Genomic DNA, 16,673 nt, shown 5'->3' on the forward strand with positions numbered 1-16,673 from the left:
AAACTAACTAGGGAGGAATGAACATGTCAATCCGTATCGCCCTTGCCGGAAACCCCAATTCGGGCAAGACGACCATGTTTAATGCCCTGACCGGAAGCTCACAATACGTGGGAAACTGGCCGGGGGTAACGGTGGAGAAGAAGGAAGGCAAGCTGAAAGGGCATAAAGACGTCACCATCATGGATCTGCCCGGCATCTATTCCCTGTCTCCGTACACCCTCGAGGAAGTGATTTCAAGAAACTATCTGGTTCAGGAGAAGCCCGATGTGATCATCGACATCGTGGACGCCGCCAATATCGAGCGCAACCTGTATCTCACCACGCAGCTCACCGAGCTGGGCATTCCAGTAGTGGTCGCCCTCAACATGATGGATATCGTGGACAAGAGAGGCGACAGGATCGATCTTGGGCGGCTTTCACAGCTTCTTGGCTGCGAGGTGGTGGAAACCTCCGCGCTCAAGGGCAAAGGCCTCAAACAGCTTACCGACAAGGCCATTGCGGCGGCCAAAGCCGGCAAGCCAATGGTGCACAAACATAGCTTTGAAGATGCGGTGGAGGGAGCGCTTCAAAAGATTGCGGCCCTCGTCACCGACCGGGTGGATGGCAGCCAGATGCGTTGGTACACCGTTAAGCTTTTTGAGCGGGATGAGAAGGTGCTGGAACAGCTTCGGCTGGATGACGGTCTGAAGTCCCAGATCGAGAGCATCGTCAGCGAATGCGAGGGCGTTTTGGATGATGACAGCGAAAGCATCATCACCAACGAGCGGTACAATTACATCAGCGATGTGATTGGCAAATGTCTGAAGAAAAAGAACAAGGGCAACCTCACCGTATCGGACAAGATCGACCGAATTGTGACCAACCGCTGGCTGGCCCTGCCCATCTTTGCGGCGGTCATGTTCCTCGTCTACTACCTGGCCGTGACCACCGTGGGCTCCATGGGTACGGACTGGGTGAATGACGAACTGTTCACCAATATTATACCACCGGCGGTGGAAAACTGGCTGGTGTCCATCAACTGTGCGGAATGGCTCATGTCTTTGATCCTGGACGGCATCATCGGCGGTATCGGCGCCGTACTGGGCTTCCTGCCCCAGATGCTGGTGCTGTTCCTGCTGCTTGCCATCCTGGAGGACTGCGGGTACATGGCCCGTGTCGCCTTCATTATGGACCGTATCTTCCGTAAATTCGGTCTTTCCGGCAAGTCCTTCATCCCGATGCTCATAGGCACCGGCTGCGGTGTGCCTGCGGTCATGGCGTCAAGAACCATCGAGAACGAACGGGACCGCCGCATGACCATAACGACCACAACCTTCATTCCCTGCAGCGCCAAGCTTCCCATTATTGCCATGATCTCCGGCGCGCTGTTTGGCGGAGCCTGGTGGGTCGCACCTTCCGCTTACTTTGTAGGCATTGCCGCGATCATCGTCTCCGGCATCATTTTGAAGAAAACCAAGCGGTTTGCCGGTGACCCGGCGCCCTTCGTCATGGAGCTGCCCAGTTATCACGTGCCCGGTGTGAAGAGTGTGCTCATCCACATGTGGGACCGGGCAAAGAGCTTTGTGAAGAAGGCCGGTACCATCATCTTCCTGGCCTGCGGACTTATCTGGTTCCTGTCCAGCTTCAACTGGAGCATGGAAATGGTGGATACGACGGAATCCATGCTGGCGGACATCGGCAACGTGGTTGCGCCCATCTTCAAGCCCCTGGGCTTTGGCGACTGGCAGTCAAGCGTTGCCACCATCACCGGCCTTGTGGCCAAAGAAAACGTGGTGAGCACCTTTGGTATCCTGTATGGCTTTGCTGAGGTGGCTGAGGACGGCATGGAATTCTGGGCGAACCTTCAGGCGTCCTTCACGCCCATTGCGGCTTACGCCTTCCTGGTATTCAATCTGCTGTGCGCGCCCTGCTTTGCGGCCATCGGTGCCATCAAGCGGGAAATGGGCAGCGGCAAATGGACGCTGTTCGCTGTGGGGTATCAGACGATCTTCGCCTATGCCATTGCCCTTTGCGTCAATCAGCTGGGACTGCTCTTTACGGGCGGCGGCTTCACCTTCTGGTCGGTGATAGCGATCCTGGTCGTGGCGGCTATGCTGGTCCTTCTATTGAGACCCTATAAGGAATACACCCATGAACCGGCTGCAAATCAGCCTCTTGGAGGAATCTAACGTGTTAAGCTTTCTATCGGAGAATCTGGGAACGATTGTTGTGGCGGCTGTCCTGGCGGGCCTCGCGGTACTTGCGGTCCTCAGCTTGAGAAAGGACAGAAGAAAGAGCCCCTGCGGCATGTGCGGCGGCGGATGCTCCCACTGTTCCCGCTCCTGTCATTCAGATCATTAGCGGAGCCAAGTCTTACCTCCTACTCTAAATAGTACAGGGACCGGATGATTCCGGTCCCTGTGCGTTTTTTCATATTCAGTTAGGAACGGGCGGCGGTTTTGCCCCGGGCTGCAGGACGGGATGCCTGGCGCTTTCTGCGCTTCCTGCGGCGGTGCGCTACCTGGATCATGCGCAGGAAGAGCAGGAGCAGGAGTCCCAGCAGCACATAAAGGACGATCATCCAATTAAAGGCGCCGGCGTATTCCACGGAAAGCACGGGGAAGACGATGGTCTCATGGTTGACCGCCCGGGCAGCCACCAGCGTGCCCTCCATGCTGGCTCCGCCCACACCGGAGAGCTTTACCGTACCCAGCACCTCGCCCTCACGGATGGGGGCGGTGAGCTCCCGGTCATACTGCACCTCAAGCTGAGCGCCGCCCGCCGCGATGAGAGCTTCGGCTTCGCTGCGCTCCAGATTGATGGACGCGTTGTTCGCATTCACGGTGAAGTAAACCTTGCCGTCCATCGCATCGAACCAATCGGCCTTCTCCACGCTGACAAGCCCGATGTTGTAGGCGGCCAGCTGTCCCAGATCCACTGCCGGATACTGGGAAAAACCGTATTCAAAAAGAGCCTTGGCCGTTTCAAAACGGTTGTTTTTGCCATCTTTCAGGATCACCGCAATGAGTCGGGTACCGTCCCGTTCGGCGCTGGCCACCAGAGTGGCCTGAGCGGCGCCCGTATAGCCGGTCTTCATACCGGTGGCGCTCTCGTAGGCATAGGAGGCTTCCTTGGGGTTCTCGCTGACAAGAAGGTTGGTATTGGTGATCACCATGGGCTTGGCCCGAAGATTGTCCGCTGGCAGCGTGTATTCGTAGGTGCCCGCGACCTCCATGATCTTTTCGTTCCGGCAGGCGGCCTGGGCCAGGATGGCCAGATCCCGGGCGGTGGTGTAGTGGTTTTCGTCATGAAGTCCATGGGGATTGACATAGTGGGTTCCCGTCATGCCGAGGGACGCCGCCTTCTCGTTCATCAGTTCGGCGAAGGCCGGCACCGATCCCGAGATGTGGGCGGCGATATCAATGGCCGCGTCGTTGGCTGAGGGGAGCAGGAGTGCGTAGAGCAGATCCTTGAAGGACATCACCTCGCCCGCCTGAAGATTGACGGACGTGGCGCCCTCCTCGAGATCGGCCACGTTGGCCGGCGCGGTGAGCATCTCCTCATCCGCAATACGCTCCACGGCAATGAGCGCGGTCATGATCTTGGTGGTGCTGGCGGGGAACATGCGCTGATCGGCGTTTTTCTCATAGAGCACCTGACCCGTTTCGGCATTGATTAAAAGTACGCTCTCTGCGTTCACCGACGCCGGCGCAGCCACCTCGCTGGGCAGGCTGGGCGGCGGGAGCGGATTTGACGCCTCCTCGGCAAGAATGGGCGAGTGAAACGTCACAAGAATGAGTAAAACCATCCAAAGACTGATCCATCGTTTCGGCTGCATCGCTTCGATCCTTTCCATACCAATTCGTCAACTATTATAACAATGGATCGAAAACTTGTACAGTCTATCCAGCGGGGAAGGATTGGAAGGCCATCCATCGAATAGATGTAGGGAAAGGATGGCATCGGTATGAAAGCTTATCAAAAAATTTTGTTTTGCCTGGCTGCCGCAGCGCTTATGACAGCTTCCGCTTGGGGAACCATTCTGCCCCGGGCGGCGTCCAATGAAAAGGTGCTTCAAACTCCGCGGCCGGTCCAAGCGAAGGCATCCGCCGCGGCTGATGAATGGGGGCCAAAGCTGGATCTCAATTCGGCCACGCGGGAGGAACTATTGGAGCTGCCCGGCATTGGTGAGGCAAGGGCCGATGCGATCCTGGAATATCGTGCGGAAAACGGCAGGTTCTACGGTGTGGAGGAATTGCTCAACATCACGGGTATCGGGGAGAAATCGCTGGAAAAACTCCGCGGGTATGTGATGGTGGATTGAAAAGGCTTTTGAATTTTGTTAAGCTAGTATATAATAGAATGTAGTCCAAGAGAGGGGAGCGATTGAAGTTGGCGAAGAGGATTTTGGTTGTGGACGATGAGCCTTTGATTGTGAAAGGCCTGAAATATAGTTTGGAGCAGGACGGTTACGAGGTGGATTCGGCCGCGGACGGCGAGGAAGCCATTCAGAAGTTTGAGGCCGGTTCCTTCGATATGATTCTGCTGGATGTGATGCTGCCCAAGATGAACGGCATCGAGGTGTGCCAGCGCATCCGGGAAAAATCCAATGTGCCCATCATTATGCTCACCGCCAAGGGCGAGGACATGGACAAGATCCTGGGCCTTGAATACGGCGCTGACGATTACATGACCAAACCCTTCAACATTCTTGAGGTGAAGGCGCGCATCAAATCCATTCTCCGCCGGACGCAGGCTTTCGGCGCCGAGGCGCCGAAGGACGTGATCAAGGTCCGGGATATGGTGATCAATCTCAGCAGCCGTTCGGTAAAGATTGGGGATCGGGAGGTGAACCTCACCGCCAAAGAATTTGATCTGCTGAAGCTTCTTGCCATGAACCCCGGCAAGGTTTTCAGCCGGGAGAACCTTTTGGAGAATATCTGGAAGTATGACTATCTGGGCGATCTTCGTACGGTGGACGTGCACATCCGCCGCCTGAGAGAAAAGGTGGAGGCCAATCCTGGCCAACCCAGCTATATCTTCACGAAATGGGGAGTGGGTTACTACTTTGCGGATCAATAGATTCATCTCCAGCCTGCGCTGGAAGACGATCTTGGCCTTTGTGGTGCTGATCGCGGTCGGCCTATTTCTTCTTGAAGCCTCTGTCATTCAGCTCATTGAGAATTTTCTGGTGGAGCAGCGCATCAAGGAGCAGCAGCTTATCGCTGAGGACTTGGCCGTGGATCTGGCCCCTTATCTAGAAAAAGCTGACGCCGTCAGCCTGTACAACGCCGCCGTGGATTACGGCAAAAACGAGGGAGGCAGGATGCTCATCCTGAACGCCCAGGGCGTGGTGCAGGTGGACGGCTTTTCCCAATTAAACGGCCAACGGCTGAATCAGCAGGCGGTGGAGGAGGTTATCTCGGGACAAAGCTACAGTGCCTACGGATTCCAGAAGAACAGCACCAAGCCGGAGCAGGGCAGTTCCCTGCTCACGCGCAGCGGTACGGTGACCTCCTGGACCATGTACTATACCACGGCCATCATCTACAACGGGCAGCGGCTGGGCGCTCTGGTTCTGTCCGTATCCATTCAGGACGTGGTGGATCAGATCGACCGCATCTACGACCGGATGATGCTCTATGGCGTCATTATCACCTTGGCGGTGGTGGTGGTCAGCATCTTCATCACGGGATGGATCACAAATCCCATCAAACAGCTCACCCAGCGGATCCGGGAGATGGCCCAGGGCAATTACCACCAGCGCATGAAGGTCACCGGTCACAACGAAATATCCCATCTCAGTGAATCCTTTAATCAGATGAGCGAACGGATTGAGACCATGGAGAAGCTCCGCAATGAGTTTGTTTCAAGTGCATCCCATGAGCTCAAAACGCCGCTGGCGTCCATGAAGATTTTGGTGGAGTCCATCATTCACCAGGGCATCACCGATCCGGAGATGGTTAAGGAATTTCTGGGCGATGTGGATCTTGAGATTGACCGGCTGAACAACATCATCAACGATCTTCTGACTTTGGTGCAGGTGGACAAGCAGAGCCTGGTGCTCCATAAATCGGCATTTCCGATGCAGGAGCTCATCATCCGCACCATGAAGGTGCTCAATCCCATTGCCGAACAAAAGAAGATCCAGCTCGCCTTCGATATCCGCGAGGGCGTGTATGTGGACGGCGATATGGCCAAGCTTCAGCAGGTTTTGATGAACCTGGTGGACAACGCCCTCAAGTATACGCCCGAAGGCGGCCAGGTGGTGGTTACCCTGCTTAGAAAGGACAATTATGCCCGCATCCTGGTAGCGGACACGGGCATCGGCATCCCGGAAGCGGATCTGCCCCATATCTTTGAACGCTTCTATCGGGTGGATAAGGCAAGGTCCCGCTCCACCGGCGGAACGGGCCTTGGGCTTGCCATCGTAAGGCAGATTGTGGAGATGCACGACGGCACCATCACCGTGTCCTCCAAGGAAGGGGAGGGCTCCCTGATCACGGTGGATCTTCCCAGCGTGGAGCCGCCGGAAAAATTGCAGCAAGAGGAGGTTCAGCCATGAAGGGAAGATGGGTAAGGCTGACGGCCGCCATGGTTGTTTTAACCCTCATGATGAGCGGCTGTTCCCTGTTTTCAGGATCGCTCATTCAAGAGGAGGTTCCCGGGCCTTCCGAAAGCCCGGCGGCGGATATTGCGCCGGATGTGGGGGAGAGCCAGAAGGAAGTCCAGGGTGCAACCCTCTACTTCCGTTTTCTGGACGAACCCTATTTGACGGCGGAAACCCGAAAGATTCAGGTGGCCGCCAACGAGAGAACGGAAGCGGGCATCGTCAAGGAGCTCATCCGGGGCCCCTCTCAGGTGGAACTCAGATCCCTGTTCAACGGCGACACGAAGGTGGTCAGTGTTTCGGAGAGCAACGGTTATCTTTTTGTGACGCTGAGCCGGGAGTTCCTCGACCCTGCCGATGCCTTGGGGGATCTGCCCGACAACTGGGCGGAGGACCCCAAGACCGTGGAGCAGGTCAACGAATACAAACGGCTGGCCATCTATTCCATCATCAACTCCTTAACGGAGCTGGGCAATTTCAGCGGCGTTCAGATTCTGATTGACGTGGAGAATACGGGCAAGGGCGAACGGGTGCGCAGAAGCCTCCTCGGCTTTCAGGACGGAACGAACGATGACCAGCTGATGGAGCCCATGTACCGTCAAAACGACGTCATTCTGACGCCCAGAACCACCATGAGCATTGCGCTGGACTGCTTCAGCAAAAAGAGCTGGGACCGGCTTTATAAGTATGTGGCTTCCAAGGACGAGCAGGGTGTGAGCCGGCCCACCCTGGAGGAGGTCACGAACAACCTGTCCGTGCAGGACCCCACGCTGGAATCCTACACCGTGGTTCATGAGAGCGTATCGCTGGATGGTCAGACGGCAGTGGTGTGCGTCAATGTGAAAATCCGTTACAGCGATGGAATCATCGCGGAAAAGCAGAATGTTCCGCTGCGCATGCGGCGGGAAAATCAGATTTGGAAGATCAACTATTCGGCTTTGAGCTCGGTGCTGAGCAAGCAGCCGTGAGGATAAAGTCATGAGAAGAATGATAGCAGGAGCGCTCGGCGTTCTCATGTTGGCTCTGGCCCTTGCGGGCTGCGCCGACTCCCGTGAAAATATCGATCAAACGGGCAACGTCCCGGCGCCCAGCGCCCAGGCCCATGTTTTTGGCAGCAGCGAGAATTGGCTTTCCCGCAGCGTATCCCTGTATTTTTACAATCAGGACCGGACCAATTTGGTGTCGGTGGTCCGCGAGGTCCAGTACTCGGAGAGCAAGAGCCTGGCCGAAGCGGCGGTGGAGTGGCTTCTGGGCGGGCCCGAATATCAGCCGGAGATCCAGCCCAGTCCCTCAGCTACGGCCGCCGCCGATCAGGGTGTGGTGGATTCAGGTTTTCTTGCGGTGGTGCCGGAGGATGTGAAGCTTCTTGGTATCGAACAGTCGGAAAACGTGGTGCTGGTCAACCTCAATAGCGCCTTCAAGAATCTTTCGCCGAAGGAACAATTTGCAGCCCGGCTTGCCATCACCAACACGCTCACCGTATCTTCCGAGGAGATCCAGTGGGTGGGCATCTTTGTGGAGGGCGTGCTCTATGAGGGGGATGCCGTGGAGCCCATGGGGCTCATGTCCAAGACCAACCGCACGCTGGAGGAGGCGTGGCGGGAGCATTCGATGGAGGTGGAGGAGCAGCAGGAGATGCTGTCGACGGAGCGGACCTACACCCGGCAGGTGACGCTTCCACTCTTTTTCAAGGATATTAACGGCGCCTATCTTTTGATCGAACCCCGAAGCGTGCAGTTGACCAACAACCGGGTGGAAAACGTGAAAATCGTCATCTCTGAGCTGCGCAAAGGGCCCATCGATCCCACCCGCATGACTTCGGTGCTGCCCTCCCAGCTGACGCTCCTTGGTGCGCCCACCTTTGGTGAGGGGGAAAATGTTACGCAGGTGACCCTCAATTTCTCCTCCCATTTCAATACGGTGGTGCAGGGAACATCCTCCTCCGACGCTCTGGTGCTGGGTTCGGTGGTGGAGAGCCTGTGCGCCTGCTTTCCCGATCTCAATGCCATCGCCATTCAGGTTGAGGGCAAACCTATTGCGTCCATTCCGGAGAAGAATTTTACCGAAGGCTTGATGGAGAAGACCGACTTCAGCGGACTTGTGGGCGATACGGTGCTGCTGTATTTCGCGCATCCCAGCATGAATTCGCTGGTGCCCGTCACCCGGGCCATGTCCCAAACGGGTATGCGCTATATGATTCAAAGACTGGAGCAGATCATGCTGGGGCCCCTTCAGGGTGAAAGCGCGGAGGCCACGCCCATTTTCCAGGAGGGCGAAACGGAGGCTATCTTCGAGAGTGTGACGGTGGAGGGCGATTTAGCCTTGGTGAATCTTTCGGACAGCTTTTATGAGGAGTGTCAAAGTCTGAGCGAGGTTCAGGAGCGGATGCTGGTCTATTCCATTGTCAACACTTTAACCGAGATGCCCACCATCCGGCGGGTGCAGTTCTTTAGAGCCGGACAGTCCATCGATAAGCTGAGCGGCTATCTGTACATGACCACGCCGTTCATGCGGAATCCCGGCATCATCAAGGAGGGCAGTTAGATGAGATTTACAGTGCTTGGCAAATACGGTCCCTATCCTCCGGAAGACGGCGCGACCAGCGGATATCTCCTTGAATGTGCCGATTTGAAGATCCTTCTGGACTGCGGCAGCGGTACGGCGGCACGGCTTCAGCGGCTTACGGCCCTTGAGGAGCTGGATGCCGTGGTGATTTCCCACCTCCATCAGGATCACATAAGCGATCTCGGCGTTTTGAACTACGCTATGCAGATGCTCACGAAAAAGGGGCTGCGGCAGGGAAAGCTTCCGGTGTATCTTCCGGGAGCGCCGGCAGATGTTTTGGCCATGATTGAGGGATTCGATCATATGCGGGTGGGCGTCTATGCAAATAGGCTCGATTTTACTGGGCTTAGTCTGACCTTTCATCCGGTGCGGCATCCTGTGCCCTGCTATGCCATGCTCCTCCATGGGGAGGGGAGAACGCTTTTTTATTCCGGGGACACCGCCTATTTTGAAGGGCTCATGGAGCTTGTCCAAGGTGCAAACTGCGCGCTGATGGACGCCTGTTTTTTGGGCGAGCATCCGGAAGGCCCCCACCTTTCCGCCCACCAGGCTGCCATGGTGGCCCGGCAGGCCGGCATCGAGCAGCTTTATTTGACCCACATGCCGCCATACGCCGATGAGGCGGCGTACCGAAGGGAAGCGGGTGAGGTTTTCCCGGGAGCCCAAGTGGTGCGGGAGATGGAGAGTTACACAGTATAGATCGATATGATGGGTGAGGGGTATGCGCTTTTTTAACAACCGGCCGTTTGTGGCGCCTGCGCTGATATTTGCTGCAGGCGTGGGTCTTGGCGCCTGCCTGAAATGGCCGGTTCTGGCGATCCTCGGCGCGGCTGCCGCTTTTTTTGCCCTCGCCCTTCTTTTTCGCAAGTGGGAGGTGCCCTTCCGTGCCTGCCTGCTTCTTTTTTTCCTTGCGGCGGGTCTCTTCTGCTGTCGTACGGCATTTTTGCCCTTCGAACTGGAACGCAGCTACCTGGACGGCTCCGTTCGCGAGTTCTCCGGCATCGTTTCGGAGCTTCCCGTGGAAAACGACGATGGTTCGGTCCGGCTGATCTTGAAGGATGTGCGGGTGCGGGTGAAAGGGGAATGGCTTTCCGATCCCAAACGCTGTGCGCTCACCCTCTATGGCCGGGACGATGGCCCGGTGAGTCTTTCCCCCGTCTATGGGCAGACCCTTCGGGGCTGGGCTCGGCTGAACCCCATTGAGGAACCCACCAATCCCGGCGCATACAACTACAAAAATTATTGGGCCTACAAAAACGTGGCCTCCACGGGGTGGACCACGGACACTTTGGTCATGCTTGGAAGCACGGATTCGGGCCTGGATTCCTACGGCTGGATTCTGGGTCTCAAGGAGAAACTCGGCCGTTCCATTGAAGGCTACCTTGGCAAAAGCGATGGCGCCGCCCTTTTGACCAGCGTGCTTCTGGGGGATCGAAGCGATCTTCCCGATGAGGTGAGCGAGAATTTTCAAATCATGGGCGTCTCCCATCTCCTCGCTATATCCGGTTTGCATGTAGGCATTCTGGCCATGGCGCTCACCGCCTTTTTGAGGCGGCTTAAGCTCAACTATAAATGGCGCTTTCCCATCATTGTGATCTTTCTTTCGGTTTATTCACTGATGACGGGCCTGTCGCCCTCCATTGTCCGCGCATCCCTCATGATGGTTTTTTATCTTGCCGGGGAGGCCTTGGGCCAGCGCGCCGACCGCATCACCGGCCTTGCGCTGTCCATGCTGGTCATTCTCATCATTTCACCCTTATCGCTCTTTCAAGCGGGTTTTCAACTGTCCTATGCGGCGGTTGCCGGTATTTTGCTGCTCAGCCAGCGCTTTACCGAGGGGCCTCTCCGGAGGCTGCCGAGGTCTCTTAGGGAAATCACGGCGGTCAACCTGTCCGCCCAGTTGGCAACGCTGCCCCTCATGGCCTGGTATTTTGGCAGGATATCCATTCTCTCCTTCTTTGTAAACCTGATCATCGTACCTATCTTTGGCGTGTTCATTGTCGTGGGGCTGGTGGCGACCTTGCTTGGACTTATCACGCCCTATCTCGCCGTGCCCTTTGGCTGGTTCCTCCATTTCGGCTTTGAGGGAATCATCGGCCTCACCCGGCTCACCGCATCGGTGCCCTACACGACGCTGATTCTGGCAAGACCAAGCGTCCTGACTTCGGTCGGCTTTGGCGCGTTTATCCTCTTTGTTTCCGCGCCCTTCTTTGTGCGGCCGGGGAGCCGGAAAATCCTGCTTACGCTGTGCTGTGTGGTCATGGCGGCGGGGCTCATTGTACAAACGGCGGAGCACAGCCAGCCGAGGATCGTATTTCTGGATGTGGGCCAGGGCGACAGCATCTTTGTCAAAACGGAGGAAGGGGCCTATCTTATCGATGGCGGCGGAGATCTGGAGGAGACTTGGGATCCCGGCAGGAGTGTGATTCTGCCCTTTTTAAGGCAGGAGGGAGCACTTCATCTCAAAGGCATGGTGGTCAGTCATCCCGATGCGGATCATGTGGGCGGGCTTTTGACCGTGCTGCAAAACACCAAGGTGGACGCCATCTACTGCTCCGAAGGACTGGAGGGACTGGGTGACGTGCCCTTTCGAAGACTTTTGGAGGAAGCGGAGCGGCGGGATATACCCGTTTTGGAAGTGGGCGCGGGCGATGAGCTCGGCCCCTTCAAGGTGTTGGGTCCCGCGGCGGACATGGAGGGCGGCGCCAACGATCTGTCCATGGTGCTCGCTCTCGAGCTGGACGGACTGCGCTTTTTAACCGCCGGTGATTTGGAGGCGGAAGGGGAGGAAAAGCTGCAAAATGTCATCGGTGAGGCGGATCTTATCAAGGTGTCCCATCACGGAAGCGCCACCTCCACCACGGAGGGCTGGCTGGATGCCGCAAAACCAGAGGCGGCGGTTATCTCCGTGGGCCGGAACAATCTGTACCGCCATCCAAACAGCGATGTTTTGGAGCGGCTCACGGATCATGATATCGAAATTTTCCGCACCGATCTGGACGGCGCGGTAATTGTGCATAAAGAGAATGAACTTTGGAAAATGACAGGCTATGCCAGCGGCAGGGCCTTCAATATGGCGAGGTGAGAACATGAATTATCAAGGATTCTTTGATCAGATTCGAAAGGATATCGTGGGCAGCTTATATGTGTTTCATGGCGAGGAGGAATACATCAAGGAGCGGGCGCTGGAAAAGCTGGTGAACGCCCTGACCGATCCCGCCACCCGTACGGTCAACTATGACGTTTTGGAGGAGGAGAAGGACGGCGGCCGCATCCGGGCGGCAGCGGAAACGCTGCCCTTCATGGCGGAGCGGCGGCTGGTGGTGGTGAAGGACAGCCCCCTCCTTCACGAAGGCAGGGATGAGACACTGGAGGCCTATTTGGCTGAGGTTCCGGAAAGCACCTGCCTGGTATTCTATCAGCGGGGCAGCCTGGACAAGCGCAAAAAGCTGTCACAGCTTCTGATCAAGCAGGGTCAGGAGGTTCTCTTCTCGCCCATGGAGGATCGGGAGCTTGTGGATTATCTGTCCCGCTACGCGAGGATGAAGGGGAAGAACCTGAATTTTGAGGCGGCTCAGCTGCTCATACTCTACGCCGGGCGGGAACTGCAGGACTTGATTCATGAGATCGACAAGCTGTCCGTTTACGCGGACGGTGAAGCCATCGGGGAGACGGATATCAAGGCGCTGGTGCAGCCCTCCCTTGAATACAACATCTTTCAGATGACCGACCATCTCTGCCGGCGGGAACTGGGCGAGGCGCTGGTCATTCTGCGGGGGCTGCTGGGCCAGGGGCAGAGCGGCATCGGCGTGCTTGCCATGATCTACCGCCAGATGCGGAATCTCTATCGGGCCAAAACGCTGGAGAAGGGCGCGAATCTCGCTTCCGTGCTCAAGCTTCCGCCCTTTGTAGCAAGAAAGATCGCCCAGCAGGCCGGCCGCTTCAAGGAGCCGGAGCTCGCCGCCGCTCTGCGGGCCTGCCGGGAGATGGACGAAGCCATCAAAACCGGCGTTCTCAAAGAGGATTCCGCGCTGGAGCTGCTTCTTCAGCGGATTGCCGGATTTTAGCATCAAAAAAAGCACCCTTCGAGGTGCTTTTTTGCATTCCACCTTATTCGGCCTTGGCGGCGTCCAGATGACGGGCCAGATAAGCCTTCTTGTGATTGGCGGTGTTGCGGTGCAGGATACCCTTGGTGACTGCTTTATCGACAGCGCTGGTCGCTTCGACAAACAACGTCTCGGCCTCGCCCACGTTCTTATCGGCGCAGGCACTATCGAACTTCTTCAAAGTCGTCTTCAAGGAGGACTTCAAAACCCGATTGCGCATGTTCTTCTTTTCCGTGACCTTAACCCTTTTCATAGCGGATTTGATTTGTGGCATTCGATTCACCTCCTTGATGAAATTTCAACGGATTTCATTTTATCATGGTTGCCCCAAGATTGCAACATAAAACGGAAAAATATCGGAAAAGCCTGGGACTGCATACTTTGAGCGGCGGAAAGCCATGCTATGGGAAAAGCATGAAAGCAGGTGTTTCCCATGAATATTCGTACCGATCTGGCCATGGAAGCCAGGGAAATATTGCAAAAGAAGGATCCGGAGAGCGTTTCAGGCGTTTCCGAGAGCCATGAAACGCTGGCAAAGGGCGAGCTGACCGTGACTCGGGTCCGGATCGAAACAGAGGAAGGGGCCCGGAAAATGGGAAAGGCCGTGGGCACCTATGTGACCTTGGAATTCCCGGCGGTCCCCGAACGGAGCATGGAACTGGAGGACGAGATTGCAAATCAGCTGGCCAAGGAACTGAAAGCGCTGCTGCCTGAGATGACGGCGGAGACCACGGCGCTGGTGGTGGGCCTTGGCAACTGGAACATGACGCCCGACGCCCTGGGTCCTCGAGTGGTGGATCAGATGCTGGTTACCCGGCACATGCTGATGGCCATGCCGGACGCCATCGACGAGCGGATCCGCAGCGTCAGCGCCATTGCGCCGGGCGTTTTAGGGCTCACCGGCCTTGAAACCTTTGAGGTCATAAGCTCCCTGGTGGAGCGGATCGCCCCGGACGTTCTGGTGGTGATCGACTCCCTGGCCGCCCGCAAGGCGTCCCGCATCGGCACCACCATCCAGATCTCCGACACGGGCATTCAGCCGGGCAGCGGCGTGGGCAACCGGCGCCGGGAGATCTCCCAAAAGACGCTGGGCATCCCCGTCATCGCCCTTGGCGTACCCATGGTGGTCTATGCGTCCACCATCGCGCAGGACGCCATTGAGATGGCGCTGTCCGGCGGCAAGCGGAGCCTCAATTCGCTGGAGGAAAAGCTCCTTGAAAATGTGCAGCAGCAGGTCCTCTCCGGTACGTTTCCCCAGATGGTGGTCACCCCAAAGGAGGTGGACGAGCTCATTGAGGAGGCGTCGAAAAGTCTGTCCGAAGGGCTCAACATGGCCTTTCATGACGGTCTCAGCCTGGAGGAGGTCCGTTCCTACGGCGTTTAAGGATTGTCCTTTGGATACCCTTTGAGACATACTTCGTCCCTTCCCTGAATAGATATCAGAGGAAGGACGGTGTTATACAAATGCGAATTCGGGTGGTCAAAGCGGTCAACCTCATCTATGGGGTGGCCTTTATTCTCATTGTGGTGGCACTGGTGGGCCTCGGCGCCCGGCTTCTCGCGGGGGACAGCGCGGCGGCCAATCTGGACGAACCTGTTCAAATGGCGGCGGACGCTGGGCAAACGCCCGCCGTGTCCCGGGGCGGCGCCCGCACGGAGAGCGGCGTGGTCCAGTGGCTGGGCGAGGCGGTCTTCGGCGTGGATCTGGACGATCCGAAGAGCCTCATCACCTATCCCATTCCCAGCCTCAGCGGCGGAGAGGGGGAGGATACGGCGCAGGAGGCGTCGGCCAACATTACCACCGGGGATGCGTACGGCCATGAGAACGAAAACAGCGGGGCCGCCGCGGAGGTTCCGGAGGCCATTCAGGTGGAGGTTGAAAACCTGACGGATAATCTGGCGCCCATCGCCAGCCAGGGCGACGGTCCGCAGATTCTCATCTATCACACCCATAACTTCGAGGCCTACGCTCAGGACGCCGCCAATCCCTATGAGGAGACGGAGGCCTGGCGGACCAAGGACAACAACTTCAATGTGGCCCGGGTGGGCGCGGAGCTGACCCATCTTCTCAATAACCAGTACGGCATTCCCACGATCCATGACACCACCCTGCATGAGCCGCCCAAGCTGGGCACGGCTTACAACCGCTCCCTGACCACCATGGAGTCCCAGCTTTCGGCCAATCCTGAACTCAAGATGATCATCGATCTCCATCGGGACGCATATATCGAGGGCAGCAAGGAAGCCAATACCGTGACCATTGACGGCAAGCAGGTGGCCCGGGTGATGGTGGTCATCGGTACAGGTCAGGGCAAGGCCGGCGGTTTTGAGGAGCGGCCCAACTGGCAGGAAAACTACAAGCTGGGGCTCAAAGTGACCAACAACCTCAACGATATCGCGCCGGGCATCGCCAAGGAAGTGGATGTTAAGACGGGCCGGTTCAATCAGCATCTGTCCACCGGCTGTATCCTTATTGAGGTGGGCAACAATGCCAACACCCTGGAGGAGGTTTTGAACGCCGTTCCCTACATCGCGAAGGCCATCAGCCTCAGCTTTGAGAATTGACAAGACTACAATTCGTGGTACCATAATAAGGAGCAAACCCTTAGGAGGTAGCCATGGATCAAAGGAATTTGCCCATCGGCGTGATGGATTCGGGCAGCGGCGGCATCAGCGTCCTTCGGGAGGCGGTAAAGGTTCTGCCCAGGGAGTCCTTTATCTATTATGGAGATCATGGAAACGCACCCTACGGCGTGAAGGAGCCCGAGGAGATTCGGGCCCTCACCTGGAAGGTCGTTTCCTTTTTGCGTGAGCGGGGAATCAAGGCGCTGCTGGTGGCATGCAACACCGCTTCCAGCGCGGCGCTGGAGATGCTGAGAAGCCGTCTTGAGATTCCTGTCCTCGGCATGGAGCCTGCCGTGAAGCCCGCCCTGTCCCGCCATGAGGACGGGGTGGTGGTGGTTATGGCCACCCAAGCCACGCTGGAGCAGGAACGCTTCCATCACATGCTGGACAGCTTTCACAATCCGGAATGGGTGGTGCCGCTGCCCTGCGTGGGGCTGATGGAGCTGGTGGAGGGGGGCCATTTTCGGGATAGGACCATCCGCGAGTACCTCACGGGCCTGTTCGCGCCCTTCGGCGGCAGGAGGATTGAAGCGGTGGTGCTGGGCTGCACCCATTATCCCTTTGTGAAGGAAGCCATCCGGGACATTTTGGGGGATGTGACACTGGTGGACGGCAACGAGGGCACCGTTCACCATCTAAAGCATGTGCTCGAATCCCGGGGCCTTGATACGAGCCGCCGCACGGCGGGCACGGTGGAGTATCATTCGTCCTCGGCCGATCCGGACACCCTGGCGTTCTTAAAACGCCTGATGGAGACACCCTGAGCGCCCCGCTCTTGACCGCTTAGC

At 57.2% G+C, this 16,673-nt stretch carries 15 protein-coding genes; 13 read left to right on the forward strand and 2 right to left on the reverse strand.

All coding sequences use genetic code 11. The features are described 5' to 3' along the window. The first annotated feature begins 23 nt into the window (after window positions 1-23). Entirely contained in the window at window positions 24-2,168 is a 2,145-nt protein-coding gene (gene feoB, locus H8696_RS03980; protein ID WP_249315067.1) for a ferrous iron transport protein B, read from the forward strand. Between the two features lies 1 nt (window position 2,169). Then, window positions 2,170-2,340: a FeoB-associated Cys-rich membrane protein gene (locus tag H8696_RS03985; protein WP_249315068.1), complete on the forward strand. Its 171-nt coding sequence runs from the start codon at window positions 2,170-2,172 to the stop codon at window positions 2,338-2,340. 79 nt (window positions 2,341-2,419) lie between these two features. Here the strand turns inward: H8696_RS03985 and H8696_RS03990 are convergent, their stop codons facing one another. After that, a complete protein-coding gene (locus H8696_RS03990; RefSeq protein ID WP_249315069.1) occupies window positions 2,420-3,835 on the reverse strand; it encodes a D-alanyl-D-alanine carboxypeptidase family protein in 1,416 nt (471 codons plus the stop codon). Window positions 3,836-3,946: 111 nt separating this feature from the next. Here H8696_RS03990 and H8696_RS03995 point away from each other — a divergent pair, with 111 nt between their 5' ends. The 8 genes from H8696_RS03995 (at window position 3,947) to holA (ending at window position 13,221) form a co-directional block, all read left to right on the forward strand. After that, complete coding sequence (locus H8696_RS03995; RefSeq protein ID WP_249315070.1) at window positions 3,947-4,303, forward strand: ComEA family DNA-binding protein; 357 nt, start codon at window positions 3,947-3,949, stop codon at window positions 4,301-4,303. Window positions 4,304-4,371: 68 nt separating this feature from the next. Continuing rightward, window positions 4,372-5,061, forward strand: a complete 690-nt coding sequence (locus H8696_RS04000; RefSeq protein ID WP_249315974.1) for a response regulator transcription factor — start codon at window positions 4,372-4,374, stop codon at window positions 5,059-5,061. Next, window positions 5,048-6,544 (forward strand): sensor histidine kinase, encoded by a 1,497-nt coding sequence (locus H8696_RS04005; protein ID WP_249315071.1) that lies wholly within the window; start codon window positions 5,048-5,050, stop codon window positions 6,542-6,544. Before H8696_RS04000 ends, H8696_RS04005 begins: the two co-directional genes overlap by 14 nt. Next, complete coding sequence (locus tag H8696_RS04010) at window positions 6,541-7,557, forward strand: GerMN domain-containing protein (protein ID WP_249315072.1); 1,017 nt, start codon at window positions 6,541-6,543, stop codon at window positions 7,555-7,557. Before H8696_RS04005 ends, H8696_RS04010 begins: the two co-directional genes overlap by 4 nt. 10 nt (window positions 7,558-7,567) lie before the next feature. Then, the gene (locus H8696_RS04015) at window positions 7,568-9,133 is read left to right on the forward strand and encodes a GerMN domain-containing protein (protein ID WP_249315073.1); all 1,566 of its coding nucleotides are present in this window, start codon (window positions 7,568-7,570) and stop codon (window positions 9,131-9,133) included. Further along, window positions 9,134-9,853 carry an MBL fold metallo-hydrolase gene (locus H8696_RS04020; protein WP_249315074.1) on the forward strand — a complete coding sequence of 240 codons (720 nt, stop codon included), beginning with the start codon at window positions 9,134-9,136 and terminating at the stop codon, window positions 9,851-9,853. Window positions 9,854-9,875: 22 nt separating this feature from the next. Continuing rightward, the gene (locus tag H8696_RS04025; RefSeq protein ID WP_249315075.1) at window positions 9,876-12,239 is read left to right on the forward strand and encodes a DNA internalization-related competence protein ComEC/Rec2; all 2,364 of its coding nucleotides are present in this window, start codon (window positions 9,876-9,878) and stop codon (window positions 12,237-12,239) included. Window positions 12,240-12,243: 4 nt separating this feature from the next. After that, window positions 12,244-13,221, forward strand: a complete 978-nt coding sequence (holA, locus tag H8696_RS04030) for a DNA polymerase III subunit delta (RefSeq protein ID WP_249315076.1) — start codon at window positions 12,244-12,246, stop codon at window positions 13,219-13,221. 43 nt (window positions 13,222-13,264) lie between these two features. On the opposite strand, the gene rpsT is transcribed toward holA, so the two are convergent. Then, window positions 13,265-13,534 (reverse strand): 30S ribosomal protein S20, encoded by a 270-nt coding sequence (rpsT, locus tag H8696_RS04035; protein ID WP_249315077.1) that lies wholly within the window; start codon window positions 13,532-13,534, stop codon window positions 13,265-13,267. Window positions 13,535-13,693: 159 nt separating this feature from the next. Here rpsT and gpr point away from each other — a divergent pair, with 159 nt between their 5' ends. The 3 genes from gpr (at window position 13,694) to murI (ending at window position 16,649) form a co-directional block, all read left to right on the forward strand. Next, window positions 13,694-14,644 carry a GPR endopeptidase gene (gene gpr / locus H8696_RS04040; protein ID WP_249315078.1) on the forward strand — a complete coding sequence of 317 codons (951 nt, stop codon included), beginning with the start codon at window positions 13,694-13,696 and terminating at the stop codon, window positions 14,642-14,644. Between the two features lie 80 nt (window positions 14,645-14,724). Then, window positions 14,725-15,825 (forward strand): stage II sporulation protein P, encoded by a 1,101-nt coding sequence (gene spoIIP, locus H8696_RS04045; RefSeq protein WP_249315079.1) that lies wholly within the window; start codon window positions 14,725-14,727, stop codon window positions 15,823-15,825. A 53-nt stretch (window positions 15,826-15,878) separates the two neighbouring features. Beyond that, window positions 15,879-16,649: a glutamate racemase gene (murI, locus tag H8696_RS04050; protein ID WP_249315080.1), complete on the forward strand. Its 771-nt coding sequence runs from the start codon at window positions 15,879-15,881 to the stop codon at window positions 16,647-16,649. The last annotated feature ends 24 nt before the right edge of the window (window positions 16,650-16,673 follow it).

The sequence above is a fragment of the Gehongia tenuis genome (assembly GCF_014384795.1).
GTDB lineage: Bacteria > Bacillota > Clostridia > Christensenellales > NSJ-53 > Gehongia > Gehongia tenuis.

What these genes read in the sequence shown, in the direction of transcription:
- feoB (WP_249315067.1), top strand. Translation starts at nt 24, where the DNA reads ATGTCAATCCGTATCGCCCTTGCCGGAAACCCCAATTCGGGCAAGACG.
- H8696_RS03990 (WP_249315069.1), bottom strand. Translation starts at nt 3,835, where the DNA reads ATGGAAAGGATCGAAGCGATGCAGCCGAAACGATGGATCAGTCTTTGG.
- H8696_RS03995 (WP_249315070.1), top strand. Translation starts at nt 3,947, where the DNA reads ATGAAAGCTTATCAAAAAATTTTGTTTTGCCTGGCTGCCGCAGCGCTT.
- H8696_RS04010 (WP_249315072.1), top strand. Translation starts at nt 6,541, where the DNA reads ATGAAGGGAAGATGGGTAAGGCTGACGGCCGCCATGGTTGTTTTAACC.
- H8696_RS04015 (WP_249315073.1), top strand. Translation starts at nt 7,568, where the DNA reads ATGAGAAGAATGATAGCAGGAGCGCTCGGCGTTCTCATGTTGGCTCTG.
- H8696_RS04020 (WP_249315074.1), top strand. Translation starts at nt 9,134, where the DNA reads ATGAGATTTACAGTGCTTGGCAAATACGGTCCCTATCCTCCGGAAGAC.
- H8696_RS04025 (WP_249315075.1), top strand. Translation starts at nt 9,876, where the DNA reads ATGCGCTTTTTTAACAACCGGCCGTTTGTGGCGCCTGCGCTGATATTT.
- holA (WP_249315076.1), top strand. Translation starts at nt 12,244, where the DNA reads ATGAATTATCAAGGATTCTTTGATCAGATTCGAAAGGATATCGTGGGC.
- rpsT (WP_249315077.1), bottom strand. Translation starts at nt 13,534, where the DNA reads ATGCCACAAATCAAATCCGCTATGAAAAGGGTTAAGGTCACGGAAAAG.
- gpr (WP_249315078.1), top strand. Translation starts at nt 13,694, where the DNA reads ATGAATATTCGTACCGATCTGGCCATGGAAGCCAGGGAAATATTGCAA.
- spoIIP (WP_249315079.1), top strand. Translation starts at nt 14,725, where the DNA reads ATGCGAATTCGGGTGGTCAAAGCGGTCAACCTCATCTATGGGGTGGCC.
- murI (WP_249315080.1), top strand. Translation starts at nt 15,879, where the DNA reads ATGGATCAAAGGAATTTGCCCATCGGCGTGATGGATTCGGGCAGCGGC.